Source organism: Psychrobacter sp. Pi2-52 (genome assembly GCF_904846705.1).
Classification (GTDB): Bacteria; Pseudomonadota; Gammaproteobacteria; order Pseudomonadales; family Moraxellaceae; genus Psychrobacter.
In genome coordinates this window covers 59,550-78,025 of sequence record NZ_CAJHBS010000012.1, presented here as the reverse complement: position 1 = coordinate 78,025, position 18,476 = coordinate 59,550, and the positions used below count along the sequence as shown (strand labels likewise).

General features: G+C 43.3%; 16 protein-coding genes. 4 read left to right on the top strand and 12 right to left on the bottom strand.

Annotated features, from left to right (window positions below):
• Positions 1-161 precede the first annotated feature (161 nt).
• Positions 162-959, top strand: coding sequence for an enoyl-CoA hydratase-related protein (locus JMY00_RS08115; RefSeq protein ID WP_201579785.1), 798 nt, complete (start codon positions 162-164; stop codon positions 957-959).
• A gap of 77 nt (positions 960-1,036) precedes the next feature.
• Here JMY00_RS08115 and JMY00_RS08110 read toward each other — a convergent pair whose 3' ends face one another.
• The 3 genes from JMY00_RS08110 to acnB all read right to left on the bottom strand — a co-directional run bounded on the left by JMY00_RS08110 (position 1,037) and on the right by acnB (position 4,927).
• Positions 1,037-1,477: a PACE efflux transporter gene (locus JMY00_RS08110; RefSeq protein WP_160020982.1), complete on the bottom strand. Its 441-nt coding sequence runs from the start codon at positions 1,475-1,477 to the stop codon at positions 1,037-1,039.
• A gap of 208 nt (positions 1,478-1,685) precedes the next feature.
• A complete protein-coding gene (locus JMY00_RS08105; RefSeq protein WP_240990702.1) occupies positions 1,686-2,129 on the bottom strand; it encodes a DUF805 domain-containing protein in 444 nt (147 codons plus the stop codon).
• 194 nt (positions 2,130-2,323) lie between these two features.
• Positions 2,324-4,927: a bifunctional aconitate hydratase 2/2-methylisocitrate dehydratase gene (gene acnB / locus JMY00_RS08100; protein ID WP_057760857.1), complete on the bottom strand. Its 2,604-nt coding sequence runs from the start codon at positions 4,925-4,927 to the stop codon at positions 2,324-2,326.
• A gap of 405 nt (positions 4,928-5,332) precedes the next feature.
• On the opposite strand from acnB, the gene JMY00_RS08095 reads away from it, so the two are divergent.
• Together JMY00_RS08095 and lipA are read left to right on the top strand one after the other, a co-directional pair.
• Positions 5,333-5,743 carry a carboxymuconolactone decarboxylase family protein gene (locus tag JMY00_RS08095; protein WP_201579784.1) on the top strand — a complete coding sequence of 137 codons (411 nt, stop codon included), beginning with the start codon at positions 5,333-5,335 and terminating at the stop codon, positions 5,741-5,743.
• Between the two features lie 148 nt (positions 5,744-5,891).
• Positions 5,892-6,935, top strand: a complete 1,044-nt coding sequence (gene lipA / locus JMY00_RS08090) for a lipoyl synthase (protein ID WP_057760861.1) — start codon at positions 5,892-5,894, stop codon at positions 6,933-6,935.
• 167 nt (positions 6,936-7,102) lie between these two features.
• Here the strand turns inward: lipA and JMY00_RS08085 are convergent, their stop codons facing one another.
• From JMY00_RS08085 to JMY00_RS08075, 3 genes are read right to left on the bottom strand one after another with little or no spacing between them, the layout of a single operon-like run.
• Positions 7,103-9,106, bottom strand: a complete 2,004-nt coding sequence (locus JMY00_RS08085) for a TRAP transporter permease (RefSeq protein WP_201579806.1) — start codon at positions 9,104-9,106, stop codon at positions 7,103-7,105.
• Between the two features lie 10 nt (positions 9,107-9,116).
• Positions 9,117-9,680, bottom strand: coding sequence for a DUF1850 domain-containing protein (locus tag JMY00_RS08080; RefSeq protein ID WP_201579783.1), 564 nt, complete (start codon positions 9,678-9,680; stop codon positions 9,117-9,119).
• A complete protein-coding gene (locus tag JMY00_RS08075) occupies positions 9,658-10,677 on the bottom strand; it encodes a TAXI family TRAP transporter solute-binding subunit (RefSeq protein ID WP_057760864.1) in 1,020 nt (339 codons plus the stop codon). Before JMY00_RS08075 ends, JMY00_RS08080 begins: the two co-directional genes overlap by 23 nt.
• Positions 10,678-11,144: 467 nt before the next feature.
• Between JMY00_RS08075 and mtnP the strand changes: the two genes are divergently transcribed.
• Positions 11,145-12,038: an S-methyl-5'-thioadenosine phosphorylase gene (gene mtnP / locus JMY00_RS08070; protein ID WP_201579782.1), complete on the top strand. Its 894-nt coding sequence runs from the start codon at positions 11,145-11,147 to the stop codon at positions 12,036-12,038.
• 157 nt (positions 12,039-12,195) lie between these two features.
• On the opposite strand, the gene JMY00_RS08065 is transcribed toward mtnP, so the two are convergent.
• The 6 genes from JMY00_RS08065 to JMY00_RS08040 all read right to left on the bottom strand — a co-directional run bounded on the left by JMY00_RS08065 (position 12,196) and on the right by JMY00_RS08040 (position 18,178).
• Positions 12,196-13,239 carry a methyltransferase domain-containing protein gene (locus JMY00_RS08065; RefSeq protein ID WP_201579781.1) on the bottom strand — a complete coding sequence of 348 codons (1,044 nt, stop codon included), beginning with the start codon at positions 13,237-13,239 and terminating at the stop codon, positions 12,196-12,198.
• 108 nt (positions 13,240-13,347) lie between these two features.
• Positions 13,348-14,010, bottom strand: a complete 663-nt coding sequence (locus JMY00_RS08060; protein ID WP_201579780.1) for a TIGR04282 family arsenosugar biosynthesis glycosyltransferase — start codon at positions 14,008-14,010, stop codon at positions 13,348-13,350.
• Positions 14,011-14,094: 84 nt separating this feature from the next.
• A complete protein-coding gene (locus JMY00_RS08055) occupies positions 14,095-14,799 on the bottom strand; it encodes a TIGR04283 family arsenosugar biosynthesis glycosyltransferase (RefSeq protein WP_240990701.1) in 705 nt (234 codons plus the stop codon).
• Between the two features lie 45 nt (positions 14,800-14,844).
• Positions 14,845-15,666 carry a DUF547 domain-containing protein gene (locus tag JMY00_RS08050; RefSeq protein ID WP_201579778.1) on the bottom strand — a complete coding sequence of 274 codons (822 nt, stop codon included), beginning with the start codon at positions 15,664-15,666 and terminating at the stop codon, positions 14,845-14,847.
• A 78-nt stretch (positions 15,667-15,744) separates the two neighbouring features.
• On the bottom strand, positions 15,745-16,737 hold the full coding sequence (arsS, locus tag JMY00_RS08045) for an arsenosugar biosynthesis radical SAM (seleno)protein ArsS (RefSeq protein ID WP_201579777.1): 993 nt from the start codon (positions 16,735-16,737) through the stop codon (positions 15,745-15,747).
• A 250-nt stretch (positions 16,738-16,987) separates the two neighbouring features.
• A complete protein-coding gene (locus tag JMY00_RS08040; RefSeq protein WP_201579776.1) occupies positions 16,988-18,178 on the bottom strand; it encodes an FAD-dependent oxidoreductase in 1,191 nt (396 codons plus the stop codon).
• Between the last annotated feature and the right edge of the window lie 298 nt (positions 18,179-18,476).

The following is an 18,476-nucleotide window of genomic DNA, read 5'->3' as shown; positions in this document are numbered from 1 at the left end:
TTTACCAGTATATAGATGTGTCTTAGGCGCCCACAAAACACGCTTTTATAATCATAGCAAGCTGCTATAGTAATCAGTATTGAACCATTTTTACCTTTATCTCAAAGTATTGTCATTGATACAGAATATTAAAACAGTCATTTAAAATAAGGAAATCTCAAATGTCACAGTCTCTCGTCGATTATCAAGTTGCAGAGCACATTGCTACTATTACCTTTAACGATCCAAAAAGCTTAAATGCCTTTGGCACACTCTTAAAAAACCAAGTCTTGATAGCGCTAGATAAAGCGGCCGCAGATGATCAAGTACGGGTGATTATTTTACAAGGGGCTGGTGGTAACTTCTCAAGCGGCGGCGATATAAAAGAGATGTTGTCTGAAGGATTAGACAAGGATATTGTTTCAAAAAAATTAAGAGGTATGGTAGAAGGTGCAGGCGAAGTCAGCTTAAAGTTACGTCATATCCATAAGCCGATTATTGCCAAATTAGAAGGTGCTGTGGCAGGTGCTGGCATGAACTTGGCGCTTACTTGTGACTTCCGAATTGCCGCAGACAATGCAAAGTTTGTACAAGCGTTCGTTAATATTGGCCTAGTTCCAGATGCAGGTGGTATTTACTTATTAAACCAATTGGTAGGTGCAGCAAAAGCCACTGAGCTTGTAATGCTAGGTGACAAGCTAAAAGCAGAAGACATGGCGCGCTTAAATCTAGTGAACAACGTGGTTAATGCTGAAGAACTAGACGCCACCGTCCAAGCATTGGCGCTACGATTGAGCCAGTTACCAGGCAAAGCGTTGGCCGCTATGAAAGAGAGCTTCAATGTACACGCCTTCGCTGGTTTGAGCGCGGCGTTAGATACGGAAGTAGAACAGCAGACCGTAATGGCAAAAACCGATGACTTTATCGAAGGGGTTAGCGCCTTTATAGCAAAGCGTAAGCCTGTATATCAAGGTAAATAACAAGATAAACAACGATACAATCAAAAAAGGGCTGCCAGCTGCCAGTATGGTAGCCCTTTTTTTGTCAATGCCTTTGATCAAGAAGCGGTCGCGGGCTTAGAATGATGAGGTAAAGTAAATATCTTGTCAAAAATCAGAGTAAACGTAAACGTATAAACTAAGAAAAACAGCAGTAGCGCCACTTCCATCATAAAGGCTTTTACTAGACCAACATCGTACCAAATCATATATAGTGGCAAGCAGATCAACACCAGCCCACCTTCAAAACCAAAAGCATGAACACTGCGTATCCATAATGTGCGACGTACAATGCGCCTGCGACGTTCCCACGCTTCAAAAGCGGTATTATATATGAAGTTCCAAACGACGGCTGCTACCGACATCATTACAGCGATTGGTAAGGATTCTGATGCATCACTGTGACTGAGTTTCATCAATATAAGAGTAGATAAGATAATCGCGATAATTTCGAAAGCGGTCACATAAATTAAGCGACGTTTGAGCGGTGATAAGGTCATCAACCAAGACTCCAAAGCACCTGTATTTAAACAGCAAGGTGCGTATCAAAGTATCGGTCCGTCCCGAGTTAGAAAAGATAAATAAAGTGCAGAGCCACGGTTTCCGCCTGCCCCTATATTATACAGAAACAAAACTCAAAAATCAGTGAGGACATTTGTAAACAGGCGTAAGCCGTTTTATTAACGATTATCGCCTGTTTTAACCAGACTATTTTGCCGGTAGACCCCATTTATTGGTTTCAGGCTTGGTATCACTCGCTAGAAATACTAGCAATATAATAGAGCCTATCAGTGGCACTATCCCTATCAAAAACCACCATCCTGAGCGGCTAGTATCATGCAAGCGGCGGATAGTCACGGCAAGACCAGGCAGAAATAAACCAAGTGCCGCTACTATGTAAAATAAACCTGTCTCTGAGCTAAATATTATTGCGTCTATCAGCATTGCAACGATCATCACCCCCATTTGCACTAGAAAGAAATACCAATACTCCTTACGGCGCGCACGACCAGAAAAATTCGTGTAATTTCTCATGCCCTTTTTAAACCAGTCAATGATGCCATAATTTGCTTCAGAGCTATGATTATTAGCCATCGTAGATCTGGGCAGTGGCGGCGGAGTCGCTTTATTAAGCTTAATATTATTTTCCATAGGGCTTTTTATCTCAGTCGTAGAAAGTAGAAATCGTCAGTGAAAATTATCAACCATTGGCTTTGATTATAGATACTCAATAAAAGTTTGTAAATGAATACTAGTTTTCTTGGAGTCATCAATAAAAAACCCCGCATCATGACGATACGGGGTTTTATTTATTCAAAAAAGTTTTGCTTAAGCTGCAACCAAGACTAGGTCAACTGAGCAACATTAATCTTGTCTGCTTCTTCAGTATAGTCTTCCATACGGTCGAAGTTCATGTATTGATAGACTTCATCGCCCATGCTGTTTAGCATACCAGCATACTGCTGATACTCATCATTAGTAGGTAGTTTACCAAGTACCGCTGCAACTGCTGCAAGCTCTGCAGAAGCGAGGTATACGTTAGCGCCTTGACCTAGACGGTTCGGGAAGTTACGAGTCGAGGTCGATACCGCAGTAGATTTCGGTGCGATACGTGCTTGGTTACCCATACATAGTGAACAACCTGGCATTTCAGTACGAGCGCCGGCTTGTGCATAGATGTTGTAGTAACCCTCTTCCATCAACTGACGTGCATCCATCTTAGTAGGTGGTGCAATCCATAGACGAGTTTTCAGGCTACCTGCTGGTACGTCTTGTAGCAATTTACCAGCGGCACGGAAGTGACCGATGTTAGTCATACATGAACCAATGAATACTTCATCAATCGTATCACCAGCCACGTCTGCTAGCGTTTTTGCATCATCTGGATCGTTCGGGCAGCAAAGGATCGGCTCTTTGATTTCGCTCATATCGATAGTGATGTCGATAGCATATTCAGCATCATCATCAGCACGCATGAGGCTTGGGTTAGCCAACCACTCTTGCATTTGCTCAACACGGCGGCTGATCGTACGTGCATCGCCATAGCCTTCTGAGATCATCCACTTAAGCAGCGTAATGTTTGAGTTTAGGTACTCAGTCACTGACGCTTCAGATAAAGTGATGGTACAACCAGCAGCACTACGCTCAGCTGAGGCATCAGACAATTCAAACGCTTGCTCAGCGGTTAAATCTTCTAGACCTTCGATTTCAAGAATACGGCCGTTGAACTCGTTGATTTTACCTTTCTTATCAACCGTCAAGTAACCTTCTTTGATCGCTTGATAAGGGATAGCATGTACTAGGTCACGTAGGGTGATACCAGCTTGACGCTCACCAACAAAACGAACACGAACAGATTCAGGCATATCAAGTGGCATAACACCAGTTGCAGCTGCGAAAGCAACTAGACCAGAACCCGCTGGGAACGAGATACCCATTGGGAAACGAGTATGCGAGTCACCACCAGTACCAACGGTATCTGGAAGTAGCATACGGTTCAACCATGAGTGAATGATACCATCACCTGGACGTAAGCTTACGCCGCCACGGTTCATGATAAAGTCAGGTAGTGTGTGCTGAGTCTCAACGTCAACTGGCTTTGGATAAGCGGCAGTATGACAGAATGACTGCATCACGAGATCTGCTTGGAAACCCAAACATGCCAAGTCTTTTAGCTCATCACGCGTCATCGGACCAGTCGTATCCTGAGAGCCGACAGTCGTCATCTTAGGCTCACAGTACATACCTGGACGTACGCCTGTCAGGCCACAAGCTTTACCAACCATTTTCTGTGCAAGCGTAAAGCCTTTACCAGTATCAGCTGGCTCTTCTGGCTTAGCAAAGATGTCTGAATGACCAAGACCCATGTATTCACGAGCACGGTTAGTCAAACCACGACCAACGATCAATGGAATACGGCCGCCAGCACGAACTTCATCAAGCAATGTTGGTGAATTTAGTGAGAACGTTGATAGTACTTCATCAGAGTCATGCTTAGTGATTTTGCCTTCGTACGGATAGATGTCAAATACATCACCCATGTTTAGGTTATCAACTGCCACTTTTTCGATTGGCAATGCGCCAGAATCTTCCATTGTGTTGAAGAAGATAGGAGCGATATTGTTACCAAGCACTAGACCGCCGCCACGTTTGTTTGGCACGTTAGGGATATCTTCACCCATCAACCACAATACTGAGTTGGTTGCAGACTTACGGCTAGAACCAGTACCAACAACATCACCAACATAGGCTAGCGGATGGCCTTTTTCTTTCAATGCTTCGATTTGCTTCATTGGGCCAACAACGCCCTCTTCGTCAGCATTGATGCCGTCGCGAGAGTTTTTGTGCATGGCTAGTGAATGCAATGGGATATCAGGACGGCTCCATGCGTCTTGCGCAGGTGACAAGTCATCCGTATTGGTCTCACCAGTTACTTTGAACGTCGTGTAAGTGGTTTTCTTTGGTACTTCAGCACGGTTCAAGAACCATTCTGCGTCAGCCCAAGACTGAATCACTTCTTTAGCAATAGTGTTGCCAGCTTCTGCTTTTTCAGTCACGTCATTGAACGCGTCAAATACTAGCAAAGTTTTCTTTAATGCTTCAGCAGCGTCTTGTGCAACTTCGCTATCATCTAGTGCAGCAACTAATGGCTGAACGTTGTAGCCACCTTGCATAGTGCCTAGAATTTCAACAGCTTTTTGCTTGCTGATAAGTGGTGATGATGTTTCACCCTTTAAGATAGCAGCCAAAAATGCTGCTTTAACGTATGCTGCTTGGTCAACACCAGCAGGGATACGGTTTTCTAATAGGTTCATCAAGAACGCATCTTCGCCTGCAGGCGGGTTCTTTAATAATTCAACCAACTCTACTACTTGTTTCTCATTTAGTGGTAGGGGTACAGTTCCTAGCTCAGCACGTTCTTCGACATGTTTACGATAAGCTTCTAACACAATAGTCGTCCTCGTCAGTTGGGGTGTAGCACATTACGTGGGTAGTCAGTATGACTGCCTGCGTCTATATACTATATGAAATAATTATCCGTGCAATCATAGCTTAAAACGCTTTAAATGTTAATGGCTCAGCTCTGAAAAGGCGCATAGTAAGGCCATATTGAACATTTATTATAAAAATAGTGCCATCAATAATATGATTGTAGCGCTCATTATAACTGGCATTTGCCTGATTACGCTTATCAATCAGCGCTTGCTTTATGACTGAGCAGACACCATATGACTGATATACGATTTTGTAAGAAACAACTTCGATAAAATTTCGCTTAAAAAAATGTAGCAACTTCGATGTATTAACAGTCGATTTGATAAAAACATTTTGGTGTAAACATTAAGGACGACGATATGACTGATAGCAATGCGAACAATAATCCTAACTATGACAATGGTCTCAAGGTACGCACTGAGGTCATGGGTGAGCAGCATGTCAAACGCTCGCTTGATGCTGCCACAGGATTTACCCAGCCACTGCAAGACTGGATTATCGAACACGCTTGGGGCAGCACTTGGCAAGACGACTCAGTATTACCACGTAAGTATCGCTCATTAATCACTATTGCCTTTTTAATTGCCCAAAAAAGCCCAAATGAGTTGAAAGGACATATACGCGGTGCCATTAACAACGGGGCCAGTGTCGCTGAGATTAGAGAGGTGCTCATGCATAGCTTGCCGTACTGCGGTGCACCTGCTACTCAAGAAGCGTTTCGTGCTGCCATAGATATACTGAATGAGTTGGAAATCGATATAGATATTTAAAACTATGGTCACTAGATTAATCATAGTAATCTTAACAATATTGTTTAAAAATTGACGACCAAATTTCTGCTATAATATCTTCACTCATAAAACATTCTGATAATTCCATAAACCCTTATAATATAAAGGGTTAAGAGATAACTCCATTATGACAACTGCCGTACAAACACATGTACCTGCTGCTAAGGCCAAACCAAAAAAAGCCATCCAAGGCGAAAAGCTACGTGGCTATGACAAAGTTGCCCGTATCCCAATTAAGGTGATCCCGACTGTCGAGGCAAAGAAAAAGCCTGATTGGATTCGGGTAAAAATGTCCTCACCTGCTGAAGTCGCTCGTATCAAAGCAACCTTGCGTGAGCAAAAGCTTTATACCGTTTGTGAAGAAGCGGCCTGCCCTAACCTGCCACAGTGCTTCGCTGATGGTACAGCCACCTTTATGATCATGGGTGATATCTGTACGCGTCGTTGCCCGTTCTGTGATGTAGGTCATGGTCGTCCTAATGAGCTAGACAAGGATGAGCCGCGTCATACCGCTGAAACGATTCAAGGTCTACAGCTTAAGTATGCCGTAATCACTTCTGTCGATCGCGATGATCTAAAAGACGGCGGTGCGGGACATTTTGTAGAAGTGCTAAACGAATCAAGAGCGCTTAGCCCAAATTGCTTGATTGAAATCCTAGTACCAGATTTCCGTGGTCGTATGGATATTGCGTTGGATTTATTGACAGAGACTGCACCAGATGTGTTTAACCACAACATCGAAACGGTGCCACGTCTATACAAAGCTTTCCGTCCAGGTTCTGACTATCAGCATTCACTAGATTTGCTTAAGATTTATAAAGAGCGTCGTCCTGATATCGCCACCAAGTGCGGCTTTATGGTTGGTCTTGGCGAGACAGAAGAAGAGATCTATGCCCTACTCGATGATCTAAAAGCTCATGATGTAGATATGATCACTATCGGTCAGTACTTACAGCCTAGTAAAAACCATGCGCCTGTTGATCGTTATGTCCATCCAGACGAGTTCCAACGCTATATGGACTACGGTAAAAAGATTGGCTTCTTTAGCATTTGGGCAGGTCCAATGGTACGCTCAAGCTACTTTGCAGATCGTCAGTACTACGGCGAAGACTGCCCAGCACCTATCCGTAGCAAAAAAGCATTAGAAGCTGAAGGCAAACTTGGCTGCTAATTTAGCAATAAAGTGATGTGAAAGTAGTTGCGAACAACAGCTGCTAAGAACAGTAGCTAAGACAGTTATTACGACATCTCGAAAATATTAAAAAGGGTGAATAACAAATTTGTTATTCACCCTTTTTTTGAGCTTTGTTAGATTTAAGAATGACTAAACCTAACGCTTTACACGGTTAAAGTTGGCGTTGGCTTTCCAGCTGTTTTTATATTGAATATAGCAATACCAAGAACAATCACGCCACCTGCTATACCAGTCGTAATCTCAGGATAAATCAATAATAAAGCACCAATAGCTAAGATGACTCGAGTTACCGTATTCATACCGCCTCTGAAGTAGCCTTCAAGTGCTGAGCTTAGCGCAATAACACCCGTCACCGAAGTCACTACTACTGTAATGATATCTACAATAGGTGGCAGCGGGAAATCTTTTGCCGTGACTGCTAGGCCAGTTGGATCTATCATCAACATCGTTGGATTATAAATAAACATAAACGGCACGATGAATCCCGCGAGAGCAAGTTTGAGAGATAAGAACCCTGTCTTCATCGGATCACCACCGGATATACCTGCACCCGCAAAGGCTGCAAGACACACAGGCGGTGTAATATTGGCAAAGATACCAAAATAGAAAACAAACATGTGCGCTGACAAGATTGGAATATCAAAACCGGCCAATGCTGGTGCAGCCATGGTCGCCGTAATGATATAGGCAGGAATAGATGGTAATCCCATGCCCAAAACCATTGATGCCAACATCGTTAAGATAAGGGTAAAGAATAGCGATCCTGCACCTAGCGTGACAATAGATGACGTCATCACCGTACCAAAACTGGTCAGACTCACGACCCCAATGATAATACCGACGACCGCACAAGCCGCCATGACCGCTAACGACTGGCGCGCACCATCTTCTAATGCACCCAAAATATCAGAAAAGCTCATGCGCGTTTCGGCACGTAGCATACTGATCACAACGGTAAAACCAATGGTATAAGCTGCTGCATATCCCACAGGTACGTTTCTGATTAATAAGAAAATCAAGAAGACAATCGGCAATAGCATATGACCGCGGGCTTTTAATACTTCTTTGACCGCTGGTAGATTTTCTTTAGCAATACCTTTTAGATCCCGACGTCCAGCTCGGAAATGCACCTGCGCGATGACGCCTAAATAGTACAATATCGCTGGTAATAATGCTGCTAAGGCAATCGTGCTATACGGCAAGCCTGTTGTCTCAGCCATAATGAAGGCACTGGCGCCCATAATCGGTGGCAAAATCTGTCCACCAACCGAAGCACTGGCCTCAACTGCACCCGCAAAATCTTTGTGATAGCCGACCTTTTTCATCAGCGGAATGGTAAAGGCACCTGTACTAACCACATTCGATAAAGCTGAGCCATTGATACTGCCCATAAAGCCACTAGAGATGACTGCTACTTTTGCAGGTCCGCCCTTTTTATGACCAGCGATGGCCAATGCCAAATCATTAAATAACTGCCCCATTCCTGAACGTGCTAAGAACGCACCGAACAGAATAAATAAGAAAATAAAAGTGACCGATGCACCAATCGCAACAGAATATAAACCTTCTGTTTTTAAGAACAATTGACCAAAGATATCGCCCATATCATAAGGGCGAGTCAAAAGTCTGTCAGGCATAAAGTCTAGATGACTGACAAATGGATAGGCTAAAAATATGCCGGCCAAGATTGGCAAAATCCACCCAGTGATACGGCGGCTGCCTTCTAACACGCAGACTACCGTAATCAAGGAAAATATCACATCGACCTGATTTGCCATACCGCCACGCGAGGTCACAATATCTTGATATTCATAAATCAGATAGCCCATGCCAGATAGCGACAGCGCAAACCAAATCCAGTCATACCATGCCACTCGCTTACGACTGCTTTTTTTACTGGCTGGAAAAATTAGGAATATCAATGCAAAACCAACACCGACGTGTACAGAGCGCTGTAACAGTGCTGGCATTGGATTAAAAGTGATATATAAATGAAACAGTGAATAGAGTATACAAATGCCAGCGATAAAATATTTTACTGGTCCTTGAGTGATATGACGCGTGATTGACTCTCGGTCATATTTTTCCAATACTGCTCGGTTGACCGCATCCGCCTCAGCATCGTTATCAACTTGAGCATCTGGCATGGTAGTCACACTACCTTGATCCGTCACTTGGGAGTTCATGACAAAAGTCCTTTTTAAATCTATCAATTAAATCATACGTCTTAGGCATGATCACCACTTCAGAATAGTCTGGCACCCACTGGTGAATCAAGAAACGATGACCACCATAATCCATTTCACCTTTGGTCAGTCTAGATACGACCCAATTAAGGCGAGGCAGTTTTTCGTTGATTTGATAACCCAGATAGCCAGGCTTTTGTATAGAAGCGAGCATTTCGGTGGAGGGTGTCCCCGCACCGAACGCTTCAAAATACGTCGTGGTCAGTAACAGCTCAGCACCTTCTGTACTGCTGCCGTCTATGCGTTGATACTGCTCTTCCCACCACTGTTTTTCTACAGAATGTATCCAACGTAGCTGAAAATCAGGCTCAGTGAAGTAACAAACCTTGTCATCAGCACCGTCTACGCCTGCGACTCGCACTTCAACGACAGACTGAAGCGTAGAACCTAACCATAGCGTAAAAAAAACCAGCGCTGCAATAAATGCCGCGCCAGTTGATAACCATAATGAATTACTTGGCTGCTTGTTCGTCATAGTACTTTTTAGCTCCAGGATGGATTGGGGCTACCATGCCATCACGAGCGGTTTCTAGACTGATATCATTGGCCGCTTGGTGAGCTGTTTTTAGACCATCTAAATTATCGAACAATGCTTTGGTTAGTTTATAACCATCCGCTTCAGATAGGTCAGAGCTAACCAATAGTGCATTCATGATTGCAGCAGTTGGTACGGCTGTTTCGTTGCCATAAGTACCAGCAGGAATCTCAAAGGTTTTGAAGTAAGGCTTGGTCGCAATGATTTCTTTTAGCTTGTCTTGGTTGATAGTGACAATCTGTAAATCTAAGCCTTGCTCTAGCTCCATCAAAGATGAGTTTGGTAGGCCACTACTAAAGAATGCCGCTTCAATCTTACCTGCTTTCATACCATCAGCAGCTTCAGCAAAGCCTAGATAATCAACGGTGACATCATCATATGTGATACCAAACCCTTCAAGTAAAGTACGGGCATTGACTTCTGTACCAGAACCTTGATCGCCTACAGCAATACGCTTGCCACGCAAATCCTCAATATTTTTGATACCAGATTTTTTCGAGGTTACGATTTGCACCACGTTAGGGTACAAAACAGCAATCTGTTGAATGTTAGTGATTGGCTGCTCAAAGTTGTTTTTACCTTCGACAGCATCCGTAACCACATCACTCAATGCCAAGACCATGTCGACCTTGCCTTGGGTCAATAGATTGACGTTTTCGACTGATGCGCCAGTGGTTTGAGTTTTTGAGTTTACGCCAAAGGTTTTGACATAGACTTCAGACAATGAAGTACCAATGATGTTGTAAGGGCCAGACGCACCGCCAGTAGCGATGGTCAAAAATTTAGTATCAAGCTTATCTGCTGCAGTATCTGTTGCCGCACTATCTGCAGATGCAGTATCACTGCCCTCTGAGCTTGGAGATGAGCATGCGGTTAGACCTAGCGCAGCACTCAACATAGCTGACAAAAGTAATGGGGATTTTAAAGAATTAAGCATTGAATTCATCCTTGAAGTAATCGGTTTTATACGTTTAACAATATCCGTATTTATACATAAATACGTTACAGACGAGTAATAATATAGTAATTCTGTCAATAAATAAACCTTAGCTTACTTTCTCTTTTTCTTTCAATACCTTATATTTACAGCTATTAGAGAAAATATAGGCCATTCATTAATTGAGCTAATATATACGTATGTTTTGCTATGCGAAACAAAGTTCCATTTAATAAACATTAAAACAAAAATTGTCGCTATTGTAAACCTTTATCGATATCTAGCAAATATCGCCATATCGCATTATTTCTTAGGAATTTTTAGATATAGCAAATTAATGAGAATTCTCAATTTATAACTATAAGGACAAAAGTTCTGCTATATTTTATCTGAGCTATTTTTTGGTTCAGGATATTACATGGCACTAGTCTGTGTCTCTCTTTTATTAACCCATTCGGATAGTCCTTATGACAATACCTCACACGGAAGTACTAGCAACATTATCTGCTGATATTGCTATCATCGGTGGCAGCGGTCTCTACCAAATGTCATCACTGACCAACAAACGCAGTGTGACGATACAGACGCCTTATGGCAGTCCATCTGATGATATTGTCTTAGGTGAGCTTGAGGGAGTGACCGTTGCTTTTTTGACGAGGCATGGTCAGGGACATAGACTGACGCCGTCCGAAGTACCTTATCGAGCCAATATCTATGCGCTAAAAACGCTTGGGGTACGCTATATCGTATCCGTATCAGCAGTTGGCTCTCTACGAGAATCGCTTAAGCCACTAGATATGGTCGTGCCTGATCAAATGATTGATATGACCAAGCAGCGAGTGAGTACGTTCTTTGGCGCGGGCGCCGTCGCCCATGTGTCGATGGCAGACCCACTATGCCCTGCCCTAGCAGAACTCTTGACGCGCGCTTATGACAAAGCGGATATTACAGAAGGCACTAGTCACCCACAGGCGACTTATGTCTGTATCGAAGGGCCTCAATTCTCAACTCGGGCAGAGTCAGAATGGTATCGTCAGATGCAGGCAGATGTTATTGGCATGACCAATATGCCAGAAGCCAAATTGGCACGTGAAGCCAGTATTGCTTATGCCACGTTAGCTCTGGTGACAGACTTCGACTGTTGGCATCCAACGGAAGAAGCCGTCAGTGCCGACTATGCGATAAAGAACCTAATGAAAAATGCAGATAATGCTCAAAAAGTGCTACGGCAAGCCGTTGCCTTGATTGCTGCCGAACTACCTGAGTCAATCGCCCACAATGCCCTCGCACAAGCGCTAGTCACACCTATAGATGCGATGGACGAGCATACCAAGATTAGACTGGCCGCCTTGCTAGCGTAATTTTAGTGCGTCTTTTCCATCTTTAACTGACTACTGCTAATCGATTTAGTCTTAATCTGACTTCAATTGAATCAAAAAAGGCCATTATGTAAAATAATGGCCTTTTTATAATTAAGCATGTATATTCGAAATTTATACTAAATACATCACTTTGATATCAGCAACAACCGCCCAAGCCAGATGCTGGCATCATAGGTTGATTAAACGGCATTAACTCACCGCAGCCCGCAAAAATACCGTAGTGACGACTGTCATCACCGATAAACTCAAAATGCGGCGCAAAGCGCGATTCTTGCAGCATGCGAAACGTATTGCCACATACTGGAAATACCCGACCAGCTTCGATAGCATGATGTTTATCTAAATCAAACCGATGCGGTGACTGCTCGATAGTTCCTTTGTATATCACCGCTTGTCCGTGATCTTCGCAAGCATCCTCAAGTGATTCGATTTTAAATAAGCGGTAAGTTGCAGAGAAAAACTGAATGTCACCAATTTTAGCTACCAATGCAGGATCTGTAATCTCAAGAGGACGATCTTCAACCAAACGTACGTCTAAGAATCCTGCATCTCGTGACAAACGGTTAAAATCCTTCCAATACAACGCGCCGCTCAAGCACTCGCCATATAAGACTGGGTCATCGATCAAGTGTTGCGGGATACGACGATCGGCATAGACGTCAGAAAAATAAAACTCTCCACCAGGTTTCAGTAAGCGCTGCACACTGGCCATGACCGCAGCTTTATCTGGTGATAGATTGATAACACAATTTGAGACGATAATATCAAAGCTATTAGCCTCAAGGTCTAGTTCATCTAGTTTCTCGATATAGCCATGTAAAAAAGTCACATTGTCATAACCAAACTTATCGACATGATAGGCTTGATGCTGCTTGGCGACCGCTAGCTGCTCATCGGTCATATCCACACCGACTACGTGCCCACTCTCGCCCACCAATTGCGCTAATGCATAGACATCTCGGCCTGAGCCACTGCCCAAGTCTAAAATTCGAAAGCCTTCAAGCAGTGCTGGACATACCAGACCGCAGCCATAATAGCGATTCAATACTTCATCATGAATATTCGCGAGTAATGGCTTGAGCCACTCAGGCATATTGCTGATATCACAACAAGCCGAGGTCTTTAGATCATTGGTACTCTGTAACTCTTTGCCATAGTAATTTTGCACGACGTCATGCATAACAATATCCTTATTGAATGTGCCATCCAGTTAAAAATCTTAGTAAATCATCTTAGAACATACAACTATGTTGGTGAATTTATTGACCTAGTTATCAATTATCCGTTATCAGTCGTTATCGACTTTGATATTGATTTGAGAATATAGCCAGCCTGACGGCAAATGCTTTAGATCTTTAGGCTCATCGATATCGTGCAAAGGATCAAATAGTGAAAGTGTCCAACCTAGTGCCGCCATGCGCTGCTTGGTGACAGCGGCTACGCTAGCCGTACTCCAAACAATGTCCGAAAACAGGCTGTCATCAACCTCTCTAAACCCTAACAGCACATAACCACCATCAGTCGCTGGAATCATGACCGCATCGTGTTGATTTAGCTGCTGTACCGCTGTCTGAATACATGCTGTCGTAAGACTAGGACAGTCCGTGCCAATTAACACAACCTTGTCAAAATGTTGCAATGCGCGCTGACTGGCTATCAGCATACGTAAACCCAAATCACCATTGGCCTGCGTAGACCAACGCAACGAGTCAGGCAAATCAAGCGCCTGCCAGCATGGATCTGTTGGTGCTGGACTCACACATAGCTCGACAGCAAAGCCCGTATCAACGGTATGCTCAATACTATGCAATAATAGTTGCCTTGCCATACGTGCAGCGCCATCTACCCCTAGCGCTGGCTGCAAACGGGTTTTTGCCTTGTTGCGTGCTGGATATTTTGCAAACAGAATGATGCAGGTATCTTGCTGTCTTGCAGATGAATCAGCTGTCACTATAACGGTCTCTCAATTAGTCAAATGCACGAGGACGAATTCTTTCTTCTGTTGTCTATCATGTTGATAAATCAAACAACTTCATTACTTATAATAACGTTGCTTTAAAACATTAGGCGATACGCCTCGCCAATAATCAAAGCGCAAATGCCACATCAAAAAAATAGTCCGCCATGTACCATGCTGCTGCCAACGCCGCGCTGAGGTCGTGACTTTGCTTTTTAGACAAGCTGGGCAAGCAATTTTCTTTAGCCGCTTACAGAGCTCGATATCTTCCATCAGTGGCTGATCAGGATAGCCACCAATCTGCTCGAACAAAGACTTTTTGATAAATATTGCTTGATCACCAGTGGCTATACCCATTAAGCGCGAGCGCTGGTTTATCATTAATCCGACGATTTTTAACAATGGCTCACGACTGTCTAAACGGACATCAAAACGGCCCCAATCGTACTGAGCTATTGCTTGTTGAACGTTGTCTATCGCGTCAGTAGGCAGCTCGGTATCAGCGTGTAAAAATAGCAACACATCACCTGTTGCTAACATAGCGCCCGCATTCATCTGCTGAGCACGTCCTACGGTAGATTCGATAATATACCAATCAATGATTGATTGAGTAATCTCTGCATTTTTGAGCACACTCTTGGCGATAGCAACCGAACCATCCACTGAACCACCATCGACCAATATCACTTGTTGCGGTGCTGGATCGAGACGGACAATATGAGCCATAAGCTCAGGCAAGTTGTCCGCTTCATTTAATAATGGAACAATAATTGATAGGTTCAATGGATATACCGTCACGTTAATCAGCGATTAAGATTAAAAACTGGCTTATTTTTTATTCAAATTCCAGTTGTAATCGGTATAGCTTATTTTTATCTTGCCTTGTTTGAGATCCGCTGTCTGAGCTTTACTCAATCCTAATGACGAGCTATAACGACCTAGAAACCCTGCCAAATCTTTTGTGCCGCGCCAGTTGGTTGCAAAATCCTCTTTATACCATTTAAAAATTGGTGATACTTTAAGCGTATCGCCTTTGAGACTGTTGCGGCTACTGTCTGCTAAAAACTTAGACGTTGCCTGCTCTAATTGACTGTCTAAACGCTTGCCAGTAAAGGCATCATCTTGCAATGCAGGGCAACCGATACTGGCACAATTGACCGCAAAGTGAATGCGCGGATCGTTGTAACGTTTAGAACCACGGATAAGATTGTGCTCGATATCATCAAGTGAGCGCGTCTTACCAAGTAGCGAAACAAACTCTTGCTTCCATGGTGACCCAAACAGTCCGCCGATATCTTTGATAGATTTAACATTTGGATATTTCGTTAATACCAAATCTACCGTACCAGCGTTATAAACGTTGATTAAAAATGCTAACTGTTCATTTTTACTCCAACGATTGAACTCTGATTGAGATACCTTGCTTGTCGCTTCCAGATAGCTTGTCAGCTTACTTTTATCTGCTTTCATGCCAGCATAATTGACCACTGAAGCTTTGCCACCGTTGGTCATGGTCACATGCTTATTTAATAAGCTATCCCAGCTCTGATGGTTAAAGTCAGCATGAGCGGCCACGCTTGCTAATAAAATAGTCGTAGCAATCACTGGTTGGGCGAAAAATGTCTTCGCTGAAAAGTTAGATACTGACATAAGGCTTACTCCGTTTATACTGATTGTTTTTCATCTATACCAAAAGTACTTATATTAAAAGCACTTACATTAGAACGGCTAAGGCGTGTCTGCTAGCACTGGCTCTACTGCCTCTTCTTCTAACGCGCCGCCACAACTACTGCCCTGTCCTGCTGTACAGCCATAGCAGTGGTCAGCAATGGCAATGTCATCACCAGACGGGTTTTGCGTTAACAAATCACTTAGGTGTCGCCGTGACTTGTTTGGGACAGGTATCTCTAACTGCTGATTGAAATCACAATCAAACAGCTCACCCAACCAATTGACACTAATGGTCGAACGGCACATAACCTCGGCTAAATTGGCAGCCATATAATTAGCTTTGAGCAAATCCATATACGGGTGGAACTGGTTTTTTGCCAACAGCACCGCCCCAAAACGCTGAATCGGCATATTGGTTAGGGCAAATAAATGATTAAAATCAATATCAAAGTGCGCTTTTAACTCACGCTTATAGTCGGCTTCAAGCTGCTGTTGATTGGGCGGCAGCGTCGCGCCTTGCGGGTTGTAGACCAAGTTTAATGTTAAATTTGAGTCAGGCTTGCCATAGCCCAACTGATTGAGTTTTTGCAACCCCAATATACTGTCGTCAAACGCACCTTTGCCGCGCTGTTTATCGACATTTTCTAAGGAATAACAAGGCAAAGATGCCACCACTTCCACTTGGTTGTCTGCTAAAAACTGCGCCATATCCTCATAACCCTCTTCCATCAGAATGGTCAGATTACAGCGGTCTATTACTTTGACACCTAATGCCCGAACAGCCTTAACCAAATACTTAAAATCCTCATGCATTTCAGGCGCACCGCCGGTCAAATCAAGCATATCGATGTTTTGTGCTTGCAATACCTCTGGTATCAGCTCAACCAACTCACGTGACATCATTTCAGTACGATAAGGGCTTGCAGCCACATGACAGTGCACACAGGACATATTGCATAAGTAGCCCATATTGACTTGTAATATCGTCAATTGACGTCGTTTTATCGCTGGAAAGTCCGTATGCTCAAGTAACTCGATAGTTGATTTCATGGTGGTCTAAAATCCTGTTAGCAGTACAACTAAAAAAGGATAGCAACGTGACATTAAAGATTAGAAAACACAGATAGCGCATTGCTTTTACTGTTTATTTATAAGATTTACAACGTAAAACCTGATTGCTCACTTTACGGTTTATCTAATCAATCATACCTGATTATCAATAAGCATTGACAACTAATCATATGGATTTTATGGTTTATTCTAAATGAGCATTAACCTTCGTTAGTTCTTATCAGCTTCGTCAATTCTTATTAACTTCGATAAAACGCTTATCGATATACTTCTTGAGATGCCATACCCAGCGGCCTTGTAGGTTTACATTACCCCAACTACCAATGGCGTATTTGTCACCGCAAGACAGCAGATATAGCGTGCGTGATTTTGGCTGATAACTCCTCATTACGTTGTCACCCAGATAGGCCAATAGATTATCGGCTTCGACAGCACCACCATGCACCGAGTGAACCCCCGAGTGCGCCACGTATTTATCGATTCGTGTCGCTACATCACCAACCGCAAACACATTAGAATGAGAGACGCTCTGTTGCTTATCGTTTACCGCGACAAACCCATCACCTTCTATATCCAAATCCGTAGAAGCTGTCCATGCCGACCCTATGACGCCAGTCGCAGCGATGACAGCATTTATGGGCAATGATTTATGCGTAGTCAATAATTTACCATCACGATAATCGGTCGCTCGTTCTCGAATTATCGTAATGTCATGACGATGTAACTGCTTAATAACCCGCTGTCGAAAGCCCGAATTAAACCCTGACAAAAGGTTCTCACCGCATACTAATGTCACCTGATGATTACGGTTAATATTCTGTAGCGCAATTTTGGCTGCCATCACCAATTCTATGGCCGCAGCACCTGCCCCGATAATAGCCAATTGATACTTTTCAGACTGCTGAGCTTCCTTTAGAATCCGCTGCCATTGTGTGATGAATGTTGATAACGGTCGTATGGCAATCACGCCAGTATTAGCAGCACCAGTATTGTTATCTTCACTATCGCTTCTGTGCTCGTTGTAGCCATTGTGGTCAGGTAGCCAACGCATATCTGTATCTGCGCCCGTATTTAAAGACAAGACATCATAATCAAAATTCGTTTGTTCATCGCCAGTCGTAACCACCTTGTTTGACGCTGCGTTTACTTTTACAAGCGACTGCTGAATGAATCTCACACCTGCTCGCACACAAAGCGATTTGATATCGATACTGATATCATGTAACTGATAATGCCCTGCCATCCAACCTGGTAACATGCCAGAATAGATGGTTTGCGGTTGCTCACTAATTAAATGAATGTCTGCCTCTATCGTATCGGCGTCCTTTAAACGCGCTGCGCTAAGTCGGCGTAACATGCCAATGTGAGCGTGGCCTGCGCCTGCCAATAGTAGTGTCTTTTTCAGTGAAAATTTTGTCATAGATGATTTTATCAAAGCGGTTGGCGGTTGGTTGCTGTTAGTGTTTGATGGAATGTTGATTGATATAATTGACTTTAAAAACTCATTTAAAAGTATCATATAAATAAGACCAGTCTGTTGCAGGCAAACAGTAAGAGCGTAAATGGCTTATGTGATTCATATGACTTATACAGATTCAATCATAGTCACTGTGTTAACCGTTATTATTAGAACGATATTTTGTATAACTGAATTAAAATCATAAAATAAGGTGAAATTATTTATCATCGCCCAGTACAATAGGACATTATAAGAGCCG